The organism is Vibrio sp. B7 (assembly GCF_963888765.1).
In the GTDB taxonomy this organism is placed as follows: Bacteria; Pseudomonadota; Gammaproteobacteria; order Enterobacterales; family Vibrionaceae; genus Vibrio; species Vibrio anguillarum.
Genome location: NZ_CAWPKR010000033.1, coordinates 94812 through 113652 on the forward strand (window position 1 = coordinate 94812; position 18841 = coordinate 113652).

14 protein-coding genes and 1 pseudogene are annotated in these 18841 nt (G+C 40.2%); 11 read left to right on the plus strand and 4 right to left on the minus strand.

What is annotated here, in order from left to right; translation table 11 throughout:
- The first annotated feature begins 564 nt into the window (after window positions 1–564).
- Window positions 565–1368, plus strand: a complete 804-nt coding sequence (locus AACV32_RS10000; RefSeq protein ID WP_170895041.1) for a hypothetical protein — start codon at window positions 565–567, stop codon at window positions 1366–1368.
- Entirely contained in the window at window positions 1369–1857 is a 489-nt protein-coding gene (locus tag AACV32_RS10005) for a hypothetical protein (protein ID WP_170895040.1), read from the plus strand.
- Window positions 1858–2409: 552 nt separating this feature from the next.
- Here AACV32_RS10005 and AACV32_RS10010 read toward each other — a convergent pair.
- Window positions 2410–2517, minus strand: a pseudogene (locus tag AACV32_RS10010) (IS5/IS1182 family transposase); the annotation flags it as partial.
- 281 nt (window positions 2518–2798) lie between these two features.
- Between AACV32_RS10010 and AACV32_RS10015 the strand changes: the two are divergent.
- Together AACV32_RS10015 and AACV32_RS10020 are read left to right on the plus strand one after the other, a co-directional pair.
- Window positions 2799–3302: a hypothetical protein gene (locus AACV32_RS10015; RefSeq protein WP_103193803.1), complete on the plus strand. Its 504-nt coding sequence runs from the start codon at window positions 2799–2801 to the stop codon at window positions 3300–3302.
- Between the two features lie 62 nt (window positions 3303–3364).
- A complete protein-coding gene (locus AACV32_RS10020; RefSeq protein ID WP_170895039.1) occupies window positions 3365–3862 on the plus strand; it encodes a hypothetical protein in 498 nt (165 codons plus the stop codon).
- A 394-nt stretch (window positions 3863–4256) separates the two neighbouring features.
- Here the strand turns inward: AACV32_RS10020 and AACV32_RS10025 are convergent, their stop codons facing one another.
- Window positions 4257–6023, minus strand: a complete 1767-nt coding sequence (locus tag AACV32_RS10025) for a hypothetical protein (protein ID WP_170895038.1) — start codon at window positions 6021–6023, stop codon at window positions 4257–4259.
- A 266-nt stretch (window positions 6024–6289) separates the two neighbouring features.
- Between AACV32_RS10025 and AACV32_RS10030 the strand changes: the two genes are divergently transcribed.
- From AACV32_RS10030 to AACV32_RS10050, 5 genes are all read left to right on the plus strand, one after another.
- Window positions 6290–7615 carry an IS4 family transposase gene (locus AACV32_RS10030; RefSeq protein WP_170908164.1) on the plus strand — a complete coding sequence of 442 codons (1326 nt, stop codon included), beginning with the start codon at window positions 6290–6292 and terminating at the stop codon, window positions 7613–7615.
- Window positions 7616–7931: 316 nt separating this feature from the next.
- Window positions 7932–8249, plus strand: coding sequence for a hypothetical protein (locus tag AACV32_RS10035; RefSeq protein ID WP_170895036.1), 318 nt, complete (start codon window positions 7932–7934; stop codon window positions 8247–8249).
- A 1436-nt stretch (window positions 8250–9685) separates the two neighbouring features.
- Entirely contained in the window at window positions 9686–11758 is a 2073-nt protein-coding gene (locus AACV32_RS10040) for a hypothetical protein (RefSeq protein ID WP_170895035.1), read from the plus strand.
- A gap of 154 nt (window positions 11759–11912) precedes the next feature.
- Window positions 11913–12842 (plus strand): hypothetical protein, encoded by a 930-nt coding sequence (locus tag AACV32_RS10045; RefSeq protein ID WP_115339210.1) that lies wholly within the window; start codon window positions 11913–11915, stop codon window positions 12840–12842.
- A gap of 130 nt (window positions 12843–12972) precedes the next feature.
- A complete protein-coding gene (locus tag AACV32_RS10050) occupies window positions 12973–13692 on the plus strand; it encodes a hypothetical protein (RefSeq protein ID WP_115339209.1) in 720 nt (239 codons plus the stop codon).
- 685 nt (window positions 13693–14377) lie between these two features.
- On the opposite strand, the gene AACV32_RS10055 is transcribed toward AACV32_RS10050, so the two are convergent.
- Together AACV32_RS10055 and AACV32_RS10060 are read right to left on the minus strand one after the other, a co-directional pair.
- The gene (locus AACV32_RS10055; RefSeq protein ID WP_014610887.1) at window positions 14378–14989 is read right to left on the minus strand and encodes a mobile mystery protein B; all 612 of its coding nucleotides are present in this window, start codon (window positions 14987–14989) and stop codon (window positions 14378–14380) included.
- A complete protein-coding gene (locus AACV32_RS10060; RefSeq protein ID WP_094147126.1) occupies window positions 14986–15474 on the minus strand; it encodes a mobile mystery protein A in 489 nt (162 codons plus the stop codon). The genes AACV32_RS10055 and AACV32_RS10060 overlap by 4 nt, the downstream gene beginning before the upstream one ends.
- Window positions 15475–15962: 488 nt before the next feature.
- Here AACV32_RS10060 and AACV32_RS10065 point away from each other — a divergent pair, with 488 nt between their 5' ends.
- Together AACV32_RS10065 and AACV32_RS10070 are read left to right on the plus strand one after the other, a co-directional pair.
- On the plus strand, window positions 15963–17108 hold the full coding sequence (locus tag AACV32_RS10065) for a tyrosine-type recombinase/integrase (protein ID WP_170895034.1): 1146 nt from the start codon (window positions 15963–15965) through the stop codon (window positions 17106–17108).
- Window positions 17101–18840: a hypothetical protein gene (locus AACV32_RS10070; RefSeq protein WP_170895071.1), complete on the plus strand. Its 1740-nt coding sequence runs from the start codon at window positions 17101–17103 to the stop codon at window positions 18838–18840. Before AACV32_RS10065 ends, AACV32_RS10070 begins: the two co-directional genes overlap by 8 nt.
- Window position 18841: the final 1 nt, after the last annotated feature.

An 18841-nucleotide genomic window follows, 5' to 3' on the forward strand; every position in this document is an offset into this window, starting at 1 on the left:
ATTTTTATCGAATCCGTTTTTAGAGTATACAATCCATCAATAGGTTGCAAAATAGTCAGTAATAGAGGTGAAGCAATAAAAATGTCCTTCAGGACACAATAAGAGAAGCGAGGATTTTTAAAGTATGCTCGCAGGAAGTTTATAGAGTTAATCCACTCTACAAATAGGTAACTGATGTGAGTTTTTCGGTATTCCTTCTCTATTCACACAACATCCTGCATACGGGACCGCACAGGGCGTTTCAATTAGACTATTAGTACAGCCACTGACTGAAATTTGCCCCAAATCTTGTCTAGCTTAAACACTTAACTAGTTTTTTTGTCATTAGTTGACCTACTTAGACTAATGATTAAATATGTACTCAGTTTACTATGGTGTGTTAGATAGAAGATGTCTGAATTTTGTGGGTTCGATTGAAAAAGACCTACTTGTCTAACGTTAGGTTACGTCAGGCTTGATCCGTGATGTATGAAAGATCGAAAGAACTAAGCAGAGTATTTTTGACGGACAATTTCTAGTAGAGATTATCTGTCCAGCAACTGTTAGGCATCAGGAGGCTACGAGGTGTATTTTCAGCAATTTCCCGTCACAAAGTGCTGCTTGTGCGGTAACTACGAAAATTTGACGGGTGAGCATAAAATCAAGGCTGCGGCTTTGCGCAAGGAATTCGGGAAAGAGCCATTGATGGTTGGAGTTTCTGGTGAGTCAAATAGGGCTATGAAATCAGCTCAAAGCGTTAAATCAAAGCATCTTAAGTTCAAAGTAAGAATTTGTGAAACCTGCAATACATCACGCACTCAACAGGCGGATAGAGAGTTTGATCGCTTTCATGGATTAGTGGCTGAGCGGGTCAAGAATAATCAAGAGCCTGTGAGCGTCTTCTCGCCTGAACTTTACTTGGAGGGGGGAGATTCTTATCTGAATATATTCCGTTATTTCGCCAAGTTGTTGTGCTGCCATATCGCTGAAGTGGCTGGCCCTATTCCCACTACACTTGCGGAGTTTGCTATTAGTAGGAATTCTCTCAACCGTATTTGGTTAGAGATAAAAGTCGATCCATTTTTTAGTCATGCATCATCAAATTTTGGGGTCGAGCAGTATGCTGCTCATGGTGGCTTGATTGTAAATGGTGATAAAAATACGAAGGAACTTAACGCATACCGCTCAACGATAACAATAGGGCCAGTTCTATATGTATTTCATATCTGCCTAGAGACTTTTGAAAAAGAAGAATTACAGAAGATATATCCTGATTTTTTAACATTGTGCAAAGCTAAGTTTGAACAGGCTAAAAGCAATCAGGCGTCTGATTGGGATCTTGCGCAGGTGGGGCTGAATACCAATGACGCCATGTTCTTAGAGGACTAAATGGATATCGAAGTATATAAACTTGTAGTACCGCTTTTGGGTGGTTTTGTCGGTGCAGTATTGGGGACTCATTTAGCTTTGTCCCGAACAAAAAAAGAAAAAATCTGGGATGAAAAACGAGAGCTTTACAGCAAAGTCATTGTTGCCCTCGAAGATATCTCGTATTGGGCTGAGCAAGTTCGGTCAGAACACTGCGGTGAATATACAAGTCGCTCTGGTTCTAATATAGAACAGTCAATGAGAGAGGTTCAGAAGTTGGCAGTAACAGGTAGACTGGTAATGAATGATGAGTTTTATGGTCTACTAGTGGCAGTCAATAGCGCACTTCAAAAAGAAAACTTTAGTGTGCATGAAGCCGCGCAAGAGGCTTTTGACAATCCTCAATCGGCTCACCTATTTAGACATGCATTGGCAGTCCGTGACACTGTTCAAGAATATCTGCCTAAATTAATTAAATCAGCAAAGCGTGAACTGCCAAAACGAACATAACAAATGTCTAAGGCTTCAACTTACTTTTCCTAATCTGACAGAAACGTTTTAGTGCCGTAATTCTAAATCGTTTATGTCCATAGACGTGGCAGCACGATCTTAGCTAGCACGTCTTTGCCCCATTCGGTGTTACAGAGATTCGTACTGCCTTTCGTCAAGGCAAGTATTTGATATACATTTTCTCATGCCAAAGATGTGTTTACTGCAGTAGCTCCTTGCCATGCTGTGCATCTTTTCCATCGATGGAAACTACACTGAACCTCCTAGAACTGTGCATCGCTGGTGTTCTCAACTAGTCATTTTTACTTGCATCACTATGCAGCAAGTTCGTTGGGAGACATTGCTAGCTTATGGACAAAGTTTGTCGCCACATGGCTAACCATAAACATGCATTTACTTTTTAATATACTTACGTTATCGAGGATTTAAATTAATACTTACTCTGACCTGCCTCTAGGAATTAGTCAAAAATTTCATTAGTAATTCTTATCGATGGCACTATCGGCCAAACGTAAACCCTGTTCCTCATTTCCCATGGTGTTCTTTGCAGTGCCAACTCTGGATAGCTGAATCATCGACCCAAAAGGTTATAGAAACTCTATTGATCAAAGCTTGATTGTATTGCTTCCAGTTGCTGGTTCTGTACTCGGCTTTGCTCATCATCTGTCACTCGTTCTGAGGTTCCGCTCGAGTTGCCGCTGATTAGTTCAATGATTTAAAAAACAACGCCATTCGCAACAGCCTCTTTCGGTCTTGATAGTAGATATCAATCATTCCGTCAAACCGTGAATTGTGCTGACCACATCATTATTGTGATTTCAATAAATTTTCAGTTAATGATTGCCATAATAGTCACAAATGAACTATTACGTGGTCACACATGCCTAGATATTTATATTATGATTTTTATGAAATCAAATGCACATCATAAAAGGGCAGACATGGACCTGAAATCTCTACTTGAAGTAGCTATGGAAGCAAAAGAGTACTTCCAATCTGGCGTTACAACCACCATGAGAATTACCAACAAGACTGAGAACACTTATTTGAAGTTCCTCGAGTTTTCTCATGTCGAAGATGACAATACGGCATTAGGAGTTATGCCCCCTTTGTTTTTAAAGCCAGGGGATACACATGACTGCTCATTAAGCGCATCTAAATTTTTTACCAGTGACTTCAAGCTCTCTTGGACTCTTGTAGAGGACATTAATGAAAAATCTCCAGAGTTTGTACTAGATGTTGAATACCTCTGGGAAAAAGAGAACAAAGGTAAAATGAGTGTTCGTTTGGATAACACAAACCCAGAACTTGAACTGCCTTTCACCGAGCAGCCATTTTATAAAACAGGCCAGATCTCTTATTCCTCTCAGCCATATTTAGTGAGTTTTATCGGTTCTGGTTCGACTTCAGAGTTAATTATTACCGACAAAGAGAAGGAGGACTAAGTAGAAATCTAGCTATTTTGATGGAAATATCAATTCAATAAACAATAATTAGGAATTTAACTATGAACAACGTTACCGAAGGCGCTTCTATACTTGAGCAAGAAGAAACTATGGTCGGAAAGTCCAAAGGACCATACTACAAAATGAAAATAGAAGGGCATGGCTGGCTGGCTTTTGATGCAGACAAGAAGACAAATCCCGATTTGCACCTTTCTGTATGTGAGGATGAAAATGACCCTCGTGTAACCAATGCTATCATCAACAAATCTACAAAAAGCTATGTTAAAGATAAAGATTTCTACACATGGGCTTTTTATCCTTACGGCAAATCTGGCGGATTGCGCTTAGACTACCATTTAGGAATTCCTCCATGCGAACTATTTGGAAGTAAGCACGACAGTACTTCTGTTTCATGGAAGCTGGACAATGGAATCTTTTTATCGTCTTCTGAATACAAAGGTTATGGCCTTGCACTGTCAATTAAGGATGGAAAAGTTGTGGCCGATGTCAAACAACAAGCTAGGGTTCAGCTAATTGAAGTACCAAACCCGCACCAGTAAAAAAGAAAAAGGAGACAGCCCGCTGTCTTTTTAGATTGCTGAGGAACCCCACTTTTTAAGTGGGGTTCTGTTTTTATAGCGACCGCAGTGAAATCAGAGAGCTAAAGGTAGGTTGTTAATCAAAGTATGTTGCATACTTTTCATAGTAAAAAAACATGCCCACTCGACAGGCTGATCCGCCTCGTTAGTGATTGTACTCACTTAGTGTCCAAAACTGCTGGAGCGGCTCACTCTACTAAATGCCATGAGAAAAGACTTAAATGATCTATAGGGAAAAAAATAGATTGAACGCTGAATTCTAGAGTTTATGATGCCTGTCCATTAATCATTTTCCTGAAACACAAAAAACCGATAGGCCTTCACCTATCGGTTTGTTTATCACACACTAGAAAGCCTATGCTGGCAGCGTCTCCTGACGCTCATGGAGTAACCTCTCTACCTGACGGGTAACCGCTAGAGAAAGGGCGACTGCCTGAGTCTGCGCCTCAAAGCAGATATCCGTCTGCAACGTATTCGGATAATACGTACCATTAATCACGCCATGGACAAGCCACTCAGAAAGAGTCGGGCTCAAAGCCGCATTTGCCTTTTGCGCGTAACTTAAAATCGTCGGAGTCCCCAAGGTCGCGCCAGAAATACAGTTGGTAGTATCCAACGTTAATTGCCAAGAGATGTTCATCATAAAAGACTTGTTATCATGAGAATGAGAAGTCAACTTCTTCTCTTGATTGGCCACCATGTTCTCAAGCACATTGGTATTTGAATAACCTCCCTCCCCAGGTAACTGATCGATCGCCCAAATCCCTGCCATCGAATCAATGCCCTCAAAACCATTCGGCATCAGCGCAATAACATTCCCTTTAGTGAGTAGCTCATTGACCGTCAAGCTCGACAGGTTCGTCGCATCCCCTGTGATAAGGTGCGCGCCAAGAACATCACGAACCATCGAGATAAACAACCTCGATTGTTCTGCAGACAAACCGTTATCTTTACGATCATCACGCTTCGCCCAATCAATAAAGTGACTGAACTTCAAAATCACCAGTTCACCTTGATTGTTCTCAATAAACGCCGCCACCTGCTCTAAGGCCTCTGATAACGCAACTCCGGCAGCACCTTGAAAGCCAACCTTAAATGTTGCTGCTAAACCGCTATCCTTGCTAATGTCCGTGTAATGAGCAGTATAAAAATCACCATTCCAAAGCGCTGGGCGCAAATCGAGCTTACGGGCCCCTTGCATCAGTTGCATTTGGATATCAAAGATCTGAGTTTTTGTCACTGCTTGAGTACCATACTGAGTGTGGTAGGTGCGCTTATACGTCCCCGAATCATGAGACGCTGGCAGACAAATTTCACTGAGCGGCTTATTGCCAATAAGTGCCGCATTACTGCTCATCCAAGACGAGGTTTGTGCGCAGTCAAACGGTTCAATCACCCACACTTCATCTTTACCGGGTTTACCAGCGTGAAGCTGACTCGCTTTACTGGTCATGTACTCTTCATTTTGGACATTTTTCACATAAAATGTATTGCCCTCTTCAGAGTCCACCTCAATTAAACGCCACTTTTGCGCATCCGACGTCACGCGATCAGCCATCGTAAGAATCGAGCTTTGGAAAAACTCGTAATTGTCTTGGTTTTGAATCGCTACCGTACCGTCATCGTACGGGATAAACTTCGTCAAACAATTGGGCACAACTGGCTTATCCTTCAACTGCGAGGCGTGATTGCATCGATACTCATTATTACTTTGGTTCTTCAAGAAGCCATAGAAAGACGCCTTAAGGTCAGGTTTTGCCTCCTCACGTGCTTCAATTACCCAATGCTCATTCGCCCCCGGCTTGCCCTTATGTAACTGACCTGCATGACTCGTCATGTACTCGCCATTTTCGACATTTTGAATCGTAAACGTTCCTTCAGCCTCGGGCACAATCGTCCAAAGCTGACCATCTCCCTTAACACTGCTGGCCAATGAACGAATATGATTTTGGTAGAATTCCCCATTGTCCACATTCTTAATCGCATAGGTTTCATTGCCATACGGCAATAGCTCAAACAGACATTGTGGGGGTTTATAATCAGACGCCAGCTTAGTGGCATGGTTGCAACGATATTTCTTATTATCGGCGTTTTGCAAAGAGCATAATTTTGGAAGGCTCATAGGACGTCCTTTTAGTTTACTAGCCAAAGCACACAGTGGTGCACGTTCCTATTGAGAATAGCAATTAATATAAAACCAGGTGAATATAAAGAGAAAACTATAAGGGTCGTCACACAATGTTATGTTTGCCCCCTTCATGCCGATAAAACGAAAAAAGGAGGGACCATCGCTTTAATGCCGATCAGTTAAGACTTTAATCGGCAGATCAGTTGAATGATCCTACCTTTATGTAAAAATCCGATAGACCCTGTTTATCGGATTTTTTTATGCACGTTTCTCAAGCCCTCGATATCATCAACAGTTATAAACCCAATCAAGTTGAAACACTCGCAGACCTCTTGCCCATTGAACTCATCAATAGTGCTTATGAGCTTACTGATACCGTTACTCTAAGAAAACGAAAGCTCACTTTAGAGTCGATGGCATGGTTACTGGTTGGCATGGCTATCTATAACGATAAATCCATGGCTGACATTGTCAATATGCTCGATATTGTTGACCGTACAGGTAAGCCATTTGTTGCTCCAAGTGCATTAACACAGCGAAGAAAAAACCTTGGTGAGTCAGCCGCTAAAGCGCTCTTTGAGTGTACGCAAAGTCATTGGTTCAAACAGGCTAACTTACCAAACTGGAACGGACTTACGTTATTGGGTGTTGATGGGGTTTTATGGCGAACAGAAGACTCAAAAGATAACGCTGAAGCGTTTGCTAAGCCCACTAATCGGGATGGTAAAGAAACACAGTATCCACAGGTGCGCATGGTCTGTCAGATGGAGCTGAGCAGTCATTTAATCACAGGCAGTGCTTTTGACTGTTATACCGTCAATGAAATGAAGCTGGCAGAGCAGCTTATCGAAACGACCCCCGATAACAGCTTAACGCTCTTCGACAAAGGCTTTTACTCCCTAGGTTTACTTCAAGCATGGAGCTCGCAAGGCATCAATCGCCATTGGCTTATCCCGATGAAAAAAGGGCTGATTTATGAAGTCGTTCAGTCTTTTGGCCGACAAGATAAACTGATAAAACTGAAAAGTAATCCGCAAGCGCGTAAGAAATGGCCAGAGCTAGAAGAAGAGGTTGTGGTACGTTTAATCACGAGAGTCAAAGAGGGTAAGCAATACGATGTTCTCACCTCAATGGTTGACCCTATGCTTTATCCCAAATCAGATATAGTCGGTTTATATGAATACCGTTGGGAAATTGAACTGGGGTACCGAGAGCAAAAACAATACATGCTTGGTAACCGCCTTACACTGCGAAGCCGACTCCCAGAGCTCGTGAGACAAGAGCTCTGGGGAATACTACTGACATACAACTTAGTCAGATATCAAATGGTGCAGATGTGTAATACGTTGAATGGAGACTACTTGCCATACCAACTTAGCTTCAATGGAGCGTTAGCCCATATCATGCGCCTCATAGTGGGGCTTCCCTACTCGTCACCGGGAGCCATACCGAGGCAACTCCAAAACTTCTATGCAATGAGTGGGAGCTTAATACTTGAGTCAAGGCGAGAAAGAGCCTTCCCTAGAGTCGTGAAGAAAAAGCCAAGCCGATATCCTAGAAAATACAATGCCGCTCACCTTAAGTGAACGGCATTAGACCATCGCTTCTCCTTTTAACAGATAAGCTTATGTGTCCAACCATCGGGGTCTACTTCTGTGTTCCCCTGAAGACCTCACAGGTTTTAGTCGAGAAGAAGTGGACGCTAATGGATGGTTGCATTACACATCTCTTATGCGACTAGCACAGGTCGCACCGCTAGATATGACGCAACAGGTGTTTTTGGCTCGGTGTAAGAGTCTCCATGGAATTCTTCAATAAAAACCAAATGGTTTTCTCAAATCACTTCTTCGCCATGCTAGGTGTCCAAGCGCTGACTTGAAAAACCTAGGCAGTTTAAAGTTGATGCAAAGTCTTTTGAACGTCATCGAATCTTTGAACGAACAGCATCAAGCTATTGATTGCTTTGCATCAGAAAATGAACCCGAGGGTCGGAAAAAACGCATTGCCGCACTAGCGCCGCTGTTCTTGAATAACGACCTCAGGATCGCTGATGCCCATGATGCAGTTAAGAAATGGATTGATGTTCTGCAAGACCTTGGGTTTGATACAGCTACTTTAAGCGTTGGCTATGGAAGAGCTTTTGACTTTGTGATTGATGCTGTCAGTGAATCGATTAGCTGTATTGCCACTAACATTGAGGAGCTGCTAGAGCGAAATTAATTGTTTCTCGAATTAAAAACTGAACTGAGCACTATACTTTTTCTAATCAAATCGATTGGAGTTAGGGCAAACGTTCTAGCTCACTTTTGCCCCATTGTGCGTTACGCCTTGACATACCATGTCATGTGAACTTGTGTTTTTGAAATAGAAAAGTTAATGGCTAGCAAAAAGAAACACAAAGCTCTAAATTTTGTGCGCGTGATAGACAGTGGGGGTTACAAATTGAGTGCATACCTGAGATGGTAGACTCACAATTCCAGCTTTTAATTTTGTCGTTGAGGATAGAATTGCAAGACAAAAAATTACGGACAATGTTTGATTTTCGTCCTCAAGGTGCGCGAGATAATAGTGTTGCCAAAAAAGTGGGTAAGATAACAAAAAAACCTAGGTTAGCGGCCTAGGTTTTTTTGCACCATAAGCTAAGTCAAGTACTTGATTTAGCTCTACTCGTAAAGTTGCTTCTTAATTATACAATCTATGACTTTTTTTTGCAAAAATTAGGTTAAAGCATTGAGCGATCGAATTATTTCAGGGATAATTCACCTGACACTACAGAGTAATTGTGGTTACAAATGAGAAACGAATTGTTTAGCTTTCAACAAACAAAAGTGTTTATTGGATAGCAGACTAAATGGGTAAGTTAAGGTGCTTGCATTTTGACCACTGTTTAAATTTCGTAAACTCAACACTAGCTTGGACTAGCAATCTAAGTAGCCTCTTGTAACCCTTGAGCTAGCTCTACTCGTAAAGTGGCAGCACCGAAGTACTGAAAGTGTAATCTAAAGGCGAAGGGAAACGGTTGTAGCTCTGTGATAGGAGCATAACGATGATTGAATATCTGACCCTTGCTTTAGTGACCTTAGAAATCGTGCATAAATGTATCGAAATCTATAACGACTTCAACAAGTAAAAGTACGAAGCACCGTAATCAAGGGAGTCGACCCGCAATCGACTCCCTTTTTTGATCTTCACATTCTCTACTTTGACTACGCGATTTCATCAATAATCTCGAAGTAACTACTGTTAACTTATCCCTTTCCAAGTCCTCATGATCAATAAGTTCTATAGTCACTTACCGTTTGGTAGGAATATAAGTTGGCGGTCACATCTGGATACGTAAAACTCATCAATAGAAAAACCTCAAATCAGTTCAACAGTACGACGCTCTGATTTGGTTTATGGCAAACTATACCAATGAGTTAAAGTAACGAAAGTGTCTCAGCAAAAGTAATCCCATATTATCAGTACTATCAGTCGTAGACCTTATCCTCAAAACTGATGTTAATTGGTGCGCCTAATGATGGCAAAAGCGGAAGCTCCCCGAATGAACTTACAACTGAAAAAACGAAGGGTGGTTATCCAACTTTATGATATGCCACATTATGATTTATTGAATTGTAAGGTATTCTGAAAACAACTTGATGTTGGAGATGATCATGAGTGACGAATTCATGCCAGACCTGAAAGGGTTGGGAGAAGAGTGCGAAGCCAAACATGGTGAGCTAATCAATTTGTTGAATGATATTGATATTAAAAGCGCGATAGCTGCGTTTAAATTTGAGTCGATATTTGGTAGTAGTTTGCCAATAATTTATGAAACTCTCATAGCTAAGATACCTCATCTAGAAAGTTGTGATGGCCGATATATTACTCAATCAGATTTAGAGGAAATTAGTGAGAAAATAGAGCTTGGGAGCTTCTTAACTCGCTTTAAAGAAATGTCAAAAAACGCAAAGAATACATCAGAGGATAAGCCATCATTAGGTGGTTTGTCATCATATGCGGCAAATAAGAACTTCATTAGAGGTGAGTTTTATGATGTACACGCAAAGGATTATTTGGAAGCTTTGTTTGGTCAATTCTCTGGTGATCTTATAGCGGCTAATGGTTTTTGTTATAACGATGTATTGGATATTTTTGATTTCGTTAACAAGACTTCAATGCAAAAATTGATCTCTTATCAAGATGGTTCAAAGACTAAAAGAGACGAATTAATTAGCTTGTTCAAAGCAGATAAAAAGGCGTTCTTGAAAGTTTTTCCCAAAGCGAAAATAAAAAACAAAAACCAGTGTTATAAGATGATCGATGGGGCTCTATACGTTGATTTTTTGAACCATGCGACTGATGTGCTCTTTTTTAAGTTAGGTGATATCGATGCAGGCGTTACAGGTGATAATAGCAATGTCAAAGCGCTTTTGAAGCACCTCACTGTAAATGACCTGACAGAGTTAGAAAGTACTAATAGCTATAATGTTTTTTCTAAAAAACCGTTCATCTGTTTGGATGATAGTTATTTTTGTGTCCATTTAGATATGTTGTTAACTGCTTTTTATCAGGTTTCAGACGATTGTTTGAGGCAAGGGGCTAAAACGCAAAAAAGATATAATAAACACAGAGCGGCAACCTTAGAAAGAAAAGCTGTTTCTTTGATAACATCGGTGCTAGATGGAGCTGAAGCATATGAGGAAGTTTATTATGATTCGATTCATACTGGTGATCGTTGTGAGGTCGATGGTCTAGTTAAATTTCGAAATACTCTCTTTATTATTGAGGCGAAGGCACACCGAGTAAGTCCGCCTGCAATTGAAGGGAAAGCACTAAGAATAGAGAAGCACGTAGAACAAATTGTTAATAGCGCATATTCACAGTGCATAAGAGCTAGAGAGTCGATGTTCGATGTGTCTCATGCCCCTAACTTGAGAGATGAGAACGGGAGGGCTATTGACTTAGATTTAACAGATGTGACAGATGTAATACTACTCCCTATTAGTCAAGAGAGATTAGATGAGTTTACTAGTAACCCTCAATATGTCATGAGTTCAGGAAGGTTTCGTCCTTCAGACATGCCGTGGGCAATTAACATATTCGATTTGTATGTAGTTACTGACATGCTCCCTCAACCTCATGACTTTTTAGACTATATCCATCGGAGGATTAAAAGTTCGGATAATCAGAAAATGTACATTCATGATGAGCTGGATTGGCTCGGTTATTATCTGTCCGATAGATTAAGAGGAATAGAAAACATTGACGATGAGGGAATAGATCTTGTTGCAATAGAACCAAACTCCGATAAGTTTGATGACTTTTATTTGAAAAATGGTGAAAAACCTCAGTTATATACACATGAATTTTTTAGCAAGCTAGTCCATGAAATGTGTCAGTATGAGAATGGATTTGAGTGCGCTAAGACGTTTTGCTTTTTTAATAAACAAGGGCAAAAAGAGCTAAAAGACATGGTAACCAAACAAGAGCAGAACCTTGTAACTAAACGCAAATCTGGCTCAGTTGTATTCTCAAATGAGGAGCAAAAAAAGGCATCTATATTTTGTTTCTATGTTCCAAAGCATGAAGAACACGAGCTTGAAAACTTTTACACAGGACGAATCGACTCGGCAAAAGAAAAATTGAGGGGACAAGATATGAGTGGGTATAAACTGTACTTAGTAAAAATACCGTTGATGTCAGGCTTCTCTGTAACTGGCGTGGAGCTCGCCCATACTTTTTAAAACGGTATACGAGTTGAGAAAGAAATATAATGTTAGGTTATAGAGTATTTGCGCTAATTTTTAGTGAGTTATGATAAGTTTATGGAAAGTCAGGCAGACAGAAAAACGAGACAGCCTGTTATTAAGAATGTTAGCTTTCAAGTAGGATCGTGTAATGGATGTAAATGCGAAAAGAGTTGATAGTCCAACTTATAAAATCATGATGTATTTGAATAAATACGAACCAGAACTTCTAGATAATGAGAAGATTCAATTTCTTTTTAAAAATTTACAAACAAATTTTAAAAAACTATTTTATACCATTGCTCATATTAATAAGGTACAAAAAGATGAAGACTTTATTAAAGAGTATAATCAAACATCTGTGGTCAGTATTAGTTCAGTTGAATATTGTTATTACAAGATTAGTACCATTTGGGATATTGCCTATCAAATAGCAGATAAGCTTATTTTTCCCAATAAAAAATCAGGTGATAAGTATGAATATTTGGAAAAGAAATTTGAGGGTTATGCCGATAATTTTGATGCCCTACAGCTAGGATGGTATAGAGACTTAAACAAAGTTAGAAATAAAATAGTTCATGGTGGCATTACAGTTAACCCATTCTATGTCAATGACGATGAAGTTAAGAATAGAATTTGTTTTCAGGCATATGATTTTAATTTGGATGACTTAATTCAGCCTCATTACATGTATTCGAATGAGTGTAATAACAATATTAATTTCGCGGATAATTATTTTGCCTTTCATACACATCTCTTATATTCGTATCTTTGTGACTTTTTTGAGTTTATTTTAATAGAGCTCAATAAAGATAAAAATCACGACAGAGAAAAATTAAGCCTTGATGAATTACCCTACGAGCTTTTTGAAAGAGGTCAGAAAACATGGCTGCTTTCAGAAGTTGATACCTTTACTGAGATCACAAAGGAAATGATTGCTCTGCAATTAGCTGATGGGCATCTAAATAATATAAATAAAGTGAGTATTCAAGATATTGAACAATTCTACGATTATTTTCCATTTACAATGATGAAAAGAATTAGTGACGGTGACTTTGTTTTGGCTGCAAATGAAAGCTAACAAGCGCTTGTACTGGGACAACTTTTCATTAAGTATTTTTGTGTTGCCGCTGCGCGCCAGTATCACACAAAAATGCTTCACTATAAGTTACCCGTGAAGCGGGCGTTATATTTTTTATCGAGATTTTCGAATGATTGAAACAGTAAAGTATTTAGATATTGTAAGAACAGTTAAAGCAAACGAAAAGCGAGTGACTGGGCGTAGGTATTGTTTTGACTCTATTGACAGTGTTACTGAAAACCTAATGGCAGAGATGAATGCCAAATTGCAGCGGCATACTCTCGTCGCAGTTTTGTTCTGTAATCCAAACACTCAGTTCTGTAAAAGTGAAATTCTGAATTCATTGAACTATTTCCACAAAAGATCTAAACATCATATCCATATATTTTGCTGTGGCTTCGGAGCTTACAAAAACTCAACTGAATTTAATGATGTCCAGCAAATTATAGAGATTGATGGAGAACCATGGTTTTACAGTGACTCTGCTTTAGTTGACGTAGTTGAAAGTTTTGAAGCTAAAACTAACTGGACATATAGTGGTGAAAATGAGCTTCTTATTCTCGATGTAACACCTTCAGATGATGACGAGGACATTACGGTGAGCAATGCTATCGTTTGTAATCTAGAGCAAATGAAAGCAGATAAAGCATTTACATCGGTACGTTCTCTAATCGAAAACCTAATTAGGTATGCTGCAAGTAGTGAGTGTGCAGATGCTTGGGAGTTTAGCGATAAGCAAGGTATTAATGTAGCTAAAGACAGTCTAAAAGAAGGTTTCTTAGGGTTGTTGCCTAAATCTGTCAGTACTTTATATAGAAAGTCCGAAGGCTTTGCGGTCAGAAAAATATAACAAATAAGGATAGATGTCGCGCAGCCGACATCTTATCTGGGTGTTGAACAAGCCTGAAGCCTCTATATAAGTAAATTGATAAGTTTTAGAAGTGATATCGCCTCGTTGGTTTTCTCATGGTGAGTGCAGCTGTGACAAAGTCAATATTATCATACGGTTAGTTATTACTTGTTGTTTTTTAAAGTATTACGCTCTCCCAGTTAATCCCTTTGTAGTGAATGAGAGAAATTGGCCACTATTTTAAAGGTTTACAATACGTCAGATAATCCATGAATTACTAATTTAGAGAAACCACTGACTCAGAATTGTCCAATAGTTTGTTACAACTTTGCAGCTCCTTGTGCAGTTCGATTTGAACTCGGCTATGAGCTATCTGAGTTCAAAATCAACCGAGCAACATGATGTTCAAAATGTGTGATCTATGCCCATATTTTTCATCCGGTTCTAACGCTCTATTTTATCTTCGAAGTAGTTAAATCATTCTCCCTTCTTAAACAGATGCAGACACAACTCTGGTGTTATTGCCCAAAAGTTACTTAGAATTGTCGTTGTGGTGCACTCCATTTCTGGGGACAATGGGGGTTGTTTTGGTGAGCTTGCTCTCTGTACAAAGAAAAGAGGCTGACGTTCCAGCCTCTTTTAACTATCCACACTGTAATTGTATATTTAGCTCTTAACGCTTGGTTTAAGTCACATTCCCTTTCGCCTGAAGATATTGAATTAAAGGCGCATAATCGCCGGCATCAGCTTGGCGTAAGCTCGCAATGTACTCACCCCGCTCTTGGCTTTGTTTATCCAAATCTGTATTGGACCAAACTAAAGGCTTTTGTTTGAGTAGTACCATTCGTATGTAGTCCGTCATCACGCGCGAGTGACGTCCGTTGCCGTTAGGAAAAGGGTGAATTTTAACTAACCTGTGCTGTATCCGAGCCGAGAGTTCTAGGCTGTCATAGTGTTCAAACTCAATCCAGCATTTGATGTCTTCCAGTAAGTTGTGTAAATCTGGCCGGATATTCAGCGGATCGACACCAATGTTCAACTCTCGGTGACGGTAGCTGCCGGCCCATTCCCACACATCACCAAGCAAACGTTGATGCAACTCTTCCACAAACGCCATAGAAAGAATGTCATCCATGCTGGTTTTAGGCGTCGTGGCTAACCAACTCAACCCTTGTAGTATGTTGGCATTTTCAAGCTCATTAAGCTCTTCGCGAGTCGTGATGTGATCAAATTTCAGCCCGGCAACATCATCGGCATTTAGTTGGGTTGCGCCCTCTGGTTCAACAAACAGACTCATTGGTATTTCTCCTGCAAACTGACTTTCCACAAATCTCGGGTGCTGCCCGTTTTAATCTCATTGGCTAATTGAACCAGCGCTTGCTGTTGTTGCTCTGAGGTTAACTGCTGTGCTTCTAAAAACATCGATTGGTGGCTCATGGCCAAACGCTGCTTGGCCAACTCCATAGCGCGCGCTTCTATCATGTCATCAATCGACTGACGCGGAATAATCGCATAAACCAGTTCGGCATCGAGCCCGCTCGCCAGTTGTTTAAGTTGTTTGAGTGTGATGGTTTCATCGGTTTCTTTACGCTCCAATATGGAGACTTGATTACGAGAGAGATTAAGACGTTCACCTAATTGCGCGCCCGACATCCCCAAGGCCTCACGGATACTGCGCACCCAACCATTTTTCGGCGGTTTAGGCACAGATAAACCGAGTAAAGCGCTGATTTTTGCTTTGACTTGCTTGAGTGCAACGGCATAGACACCGGATTTTTTCATAATTTTGTATCTCTAATTAAATACATTGCGATGACAATAGTATCTGATTTTGCATACATTATAAAGATTCTTGTATCTAATTTTTAATACACATCAAAGTAAAATGTATCGATTATAAAATACGCTACTTATTTGGCTATCAGTTTACTGGACAATGGTCGTGACAAATTCATCTTGGAAGAGCAAACGTCTTCGGCAGCGCTAGAATGGGAAGTGAACGGTTTAGGTTGATTTAGAATGGGGGTTGTTTTGGTAAGTACACAATCCAGACTTCTGCTCTGAATGATTTCTGTCCATAAGCTTTTCTGCTGATTTCTTGAATCGGTCGTGGGAAAAGCGACTTTATCACCCATTTTCCCCATTCTCATAACACACAATATTCATCGCGCAAGCCCCTTGAAAACAGCATAATTTGTTGTTTTTAAGGGGCTTGCGCGTTTGTCGAATCATGTTTTCATCAAACTTCATTTTGAGTGGAGAGTTGAAATTTGAAAGTAACCTACGAAGACATAGCAACAAATATGGGAGTCGTGGCAATTACACATCTTCCTGTATTTTGGGACCGATCAGAAAGAATTATGTCTGCCGGAATGGTTTATGTGATAGAGAAAATTGAATCTGGTTTTTGGTCGTCAATGGACACTGTACGATCAAATGCGACTGGCATTGAGCAGTTTGTCTCATTTTTAGAAGAACAGAATGTTCCCTTCAAAGATGTTCAAATCAAACATATTTTTAAGTGGAGAAACCGTCTGGTTCATAAATCTGGGCATGGCCGACGAGTGACTAATCGAACAATCAATGTCCGATTACGTGCTGTTGTGAGATTTATTGAATGGGCGATTTTAAATAATTATACCCAAGATAGTTTTTGGGGACTTCGCGTTGAAAAGTTAATTCGTACTGGTCAGTTGAACTTTAATCAGAAACAGCAAGCTCAGCAAATCCGAAGTATTCGATTATTACTAACAGAATTTATTTACCGGGATCCTTTACCAACCATGGAAGAGATTGAACGGTTTTCAAAAAAATTACCTAAATATATTCGACCTATGATGGGGTTGATGTTAGGAACGGGAATGCGAATTAGTGAAGTGTTGTCTGCGCCAGTGTCTGCATTCCCTTCGTATACCTCAGTTCTAAACGATCCAAACCGGATGTATAGCATTCGTCTTGATACTCGAGTGATGAACATTAAAAATGATAAAACTCGAACAGTGTTCATTCCGGGACGATTATTATTGGCGATTTATGAACAAGTCATGTCATCGTCGTTTTCTGGAAATAAATCTCTATTTTTTGCTAATGAAAATCATCAAGCTTGGGCATCGTCTACCATACAGAAATCATTTAAAAGTACGTCAGACCTCGCAGGGTTACGGTATTCCATTACTCCTCATACTCTGAGGCATGTATTTGCAACACGAACACTAGAAAAGTGGCAGGAGTCAGGCTTTTCTTCCGAAATGGCATGCTTAATCTGGTTGCAGAAGCAATTGGGGCACAGCCTAGTATCAACAACTGCAAACATATATATCAACATGACCAGCGAGCTGCATGCGCATGACCGCAAGGTGCTTCAACAATATGAACAAGAGCTTTGTCAAATGATGCAGGAGGCAGATGATGAGTAATCCATCTCAAAGCAATAACCTTTTGTACTTCAAAGCACCGCTAATGTGGACTTTTTCAGATCCAGTACATGGTAATTATCATTTTGATGTGAACGCGAGAATCACAGAGTATCCGCATTTGAAGACCATTATTTTGCAATTGAATGAGGGATTGTATGGCTTACATTGCAAAGGTTTTGCGTTGAAATCTCTTGGGCAATACCGTCGAGCGATTGATATGTTTTTGCTGTACTTAAACACAGAAAATACCGTCGATAATATTGCCGATTGTGATTATGAATTCTTGCTCAGTTATTTAAAGTGGTTTCAATTGAGACCGCTCCAAGAGGGAGAAAGAAAAGGTAAACGTCGTAAGTCTATTGGTATTGCTCGATTGATCCCTAAATTGTTGGTCAGTATTGCGGAGTTGCAACCCGATAGCGTACATGTCGATGTATTGCTTGGTCACTTACCTTCGGTTCGTGGTATTCCCAGTTCCCCTAGAGAACCTTACTCAAAACGTGAGTTCCGTCAAATCCTCAAAGCGTGTAAATCGATTGTTGATTTGGATAAAAAAGCGGAATGGCAAGGGGCTGACTCTGTTGTCCTCGCGGCTGCCGCGGTATTGATGTCGATTTACACGTTGGCGAATAAGTCTGATATCTTAAGGTTACAAGTGGATTCAATGTACCCTCACCCTCATGACCCCGAGCGTCGTGTCTGTTTTGCTTTTTACAAACCACGGGCAAAACATCGCACCATCATTAAAGATTTCTCCAATATTGATGAACGTGAAATAGAAATGTTCGCAGAATCTCGTTTGTTCCATATGAGTGCAAAAGGTTTATTCGATTACCTTAAAGAACGGTCAGATAAGTACCGAGAGCAAACTTCTAACGATATTCGTGAATCTATTTGGTTATACGAAAGTAGTTCTTGGGGAAGTAGAGGATGCGTTACATCGTTGAAAGCAGGGTATTTGGATAGCAGTCGTAATAAAAACCAGAATGCAGTTGTTCCTTTGGATGTTATTGCAGACCTATATGATTTGAGGGATGATCAAGACCAAGAATTAAGGATTCGAATCTCTCGTTTACGTCCGACGTGTGTTCAGATTTTACGCCGCTATGGTTCTGTGGCGAGTGTTTCTCGTATTTTGGGGCACAAACTAAATTTTGGTATGAGCTATTCGCCTACAACTGAACGGCATTATTTAAATGCGAGTCCAGAACAGAAAGCACGGATAAGTCTATTACTCAGTCGCCTTCATGACTATTCAGTCTCGGGTGGGGTTGAAACATGGATTCAATATGAGCAGCAAAACGTGCTGACAGAAGCGCAGAAAGATGAGTTGGATTTGTTGCAAAGTGATTCTCGTTTCAAAACACATGTCGCGAGCTGTAATAACCCGAAAAACAAGGAACAATCGCTATCTTCTGGACCTCATTGTCTAGATTTTATGCAATGTTTGCTTTGTCCACACATGGTGATTTTAGAAACTGATTTATGGCGATTATTCTCATTTCAACGGGCGTTACGCCATGATTTTGAATCAGGAAGGATTCCCTCGGCTTCATGGCTGAAACGCTATGGTATCTACTTAAAAACGCTAGAAGATGATATTCCCCACGCATTTCGTCATCGTCCGTTAGTCGTAAAAAAAGCGAAAGAACGTGCGGAACAAGCGCCGTATCCGTTATGGAACCTGAATGATCAATCTTATCTTGCTCAGATGCTGTCGATGGTGGAATAAA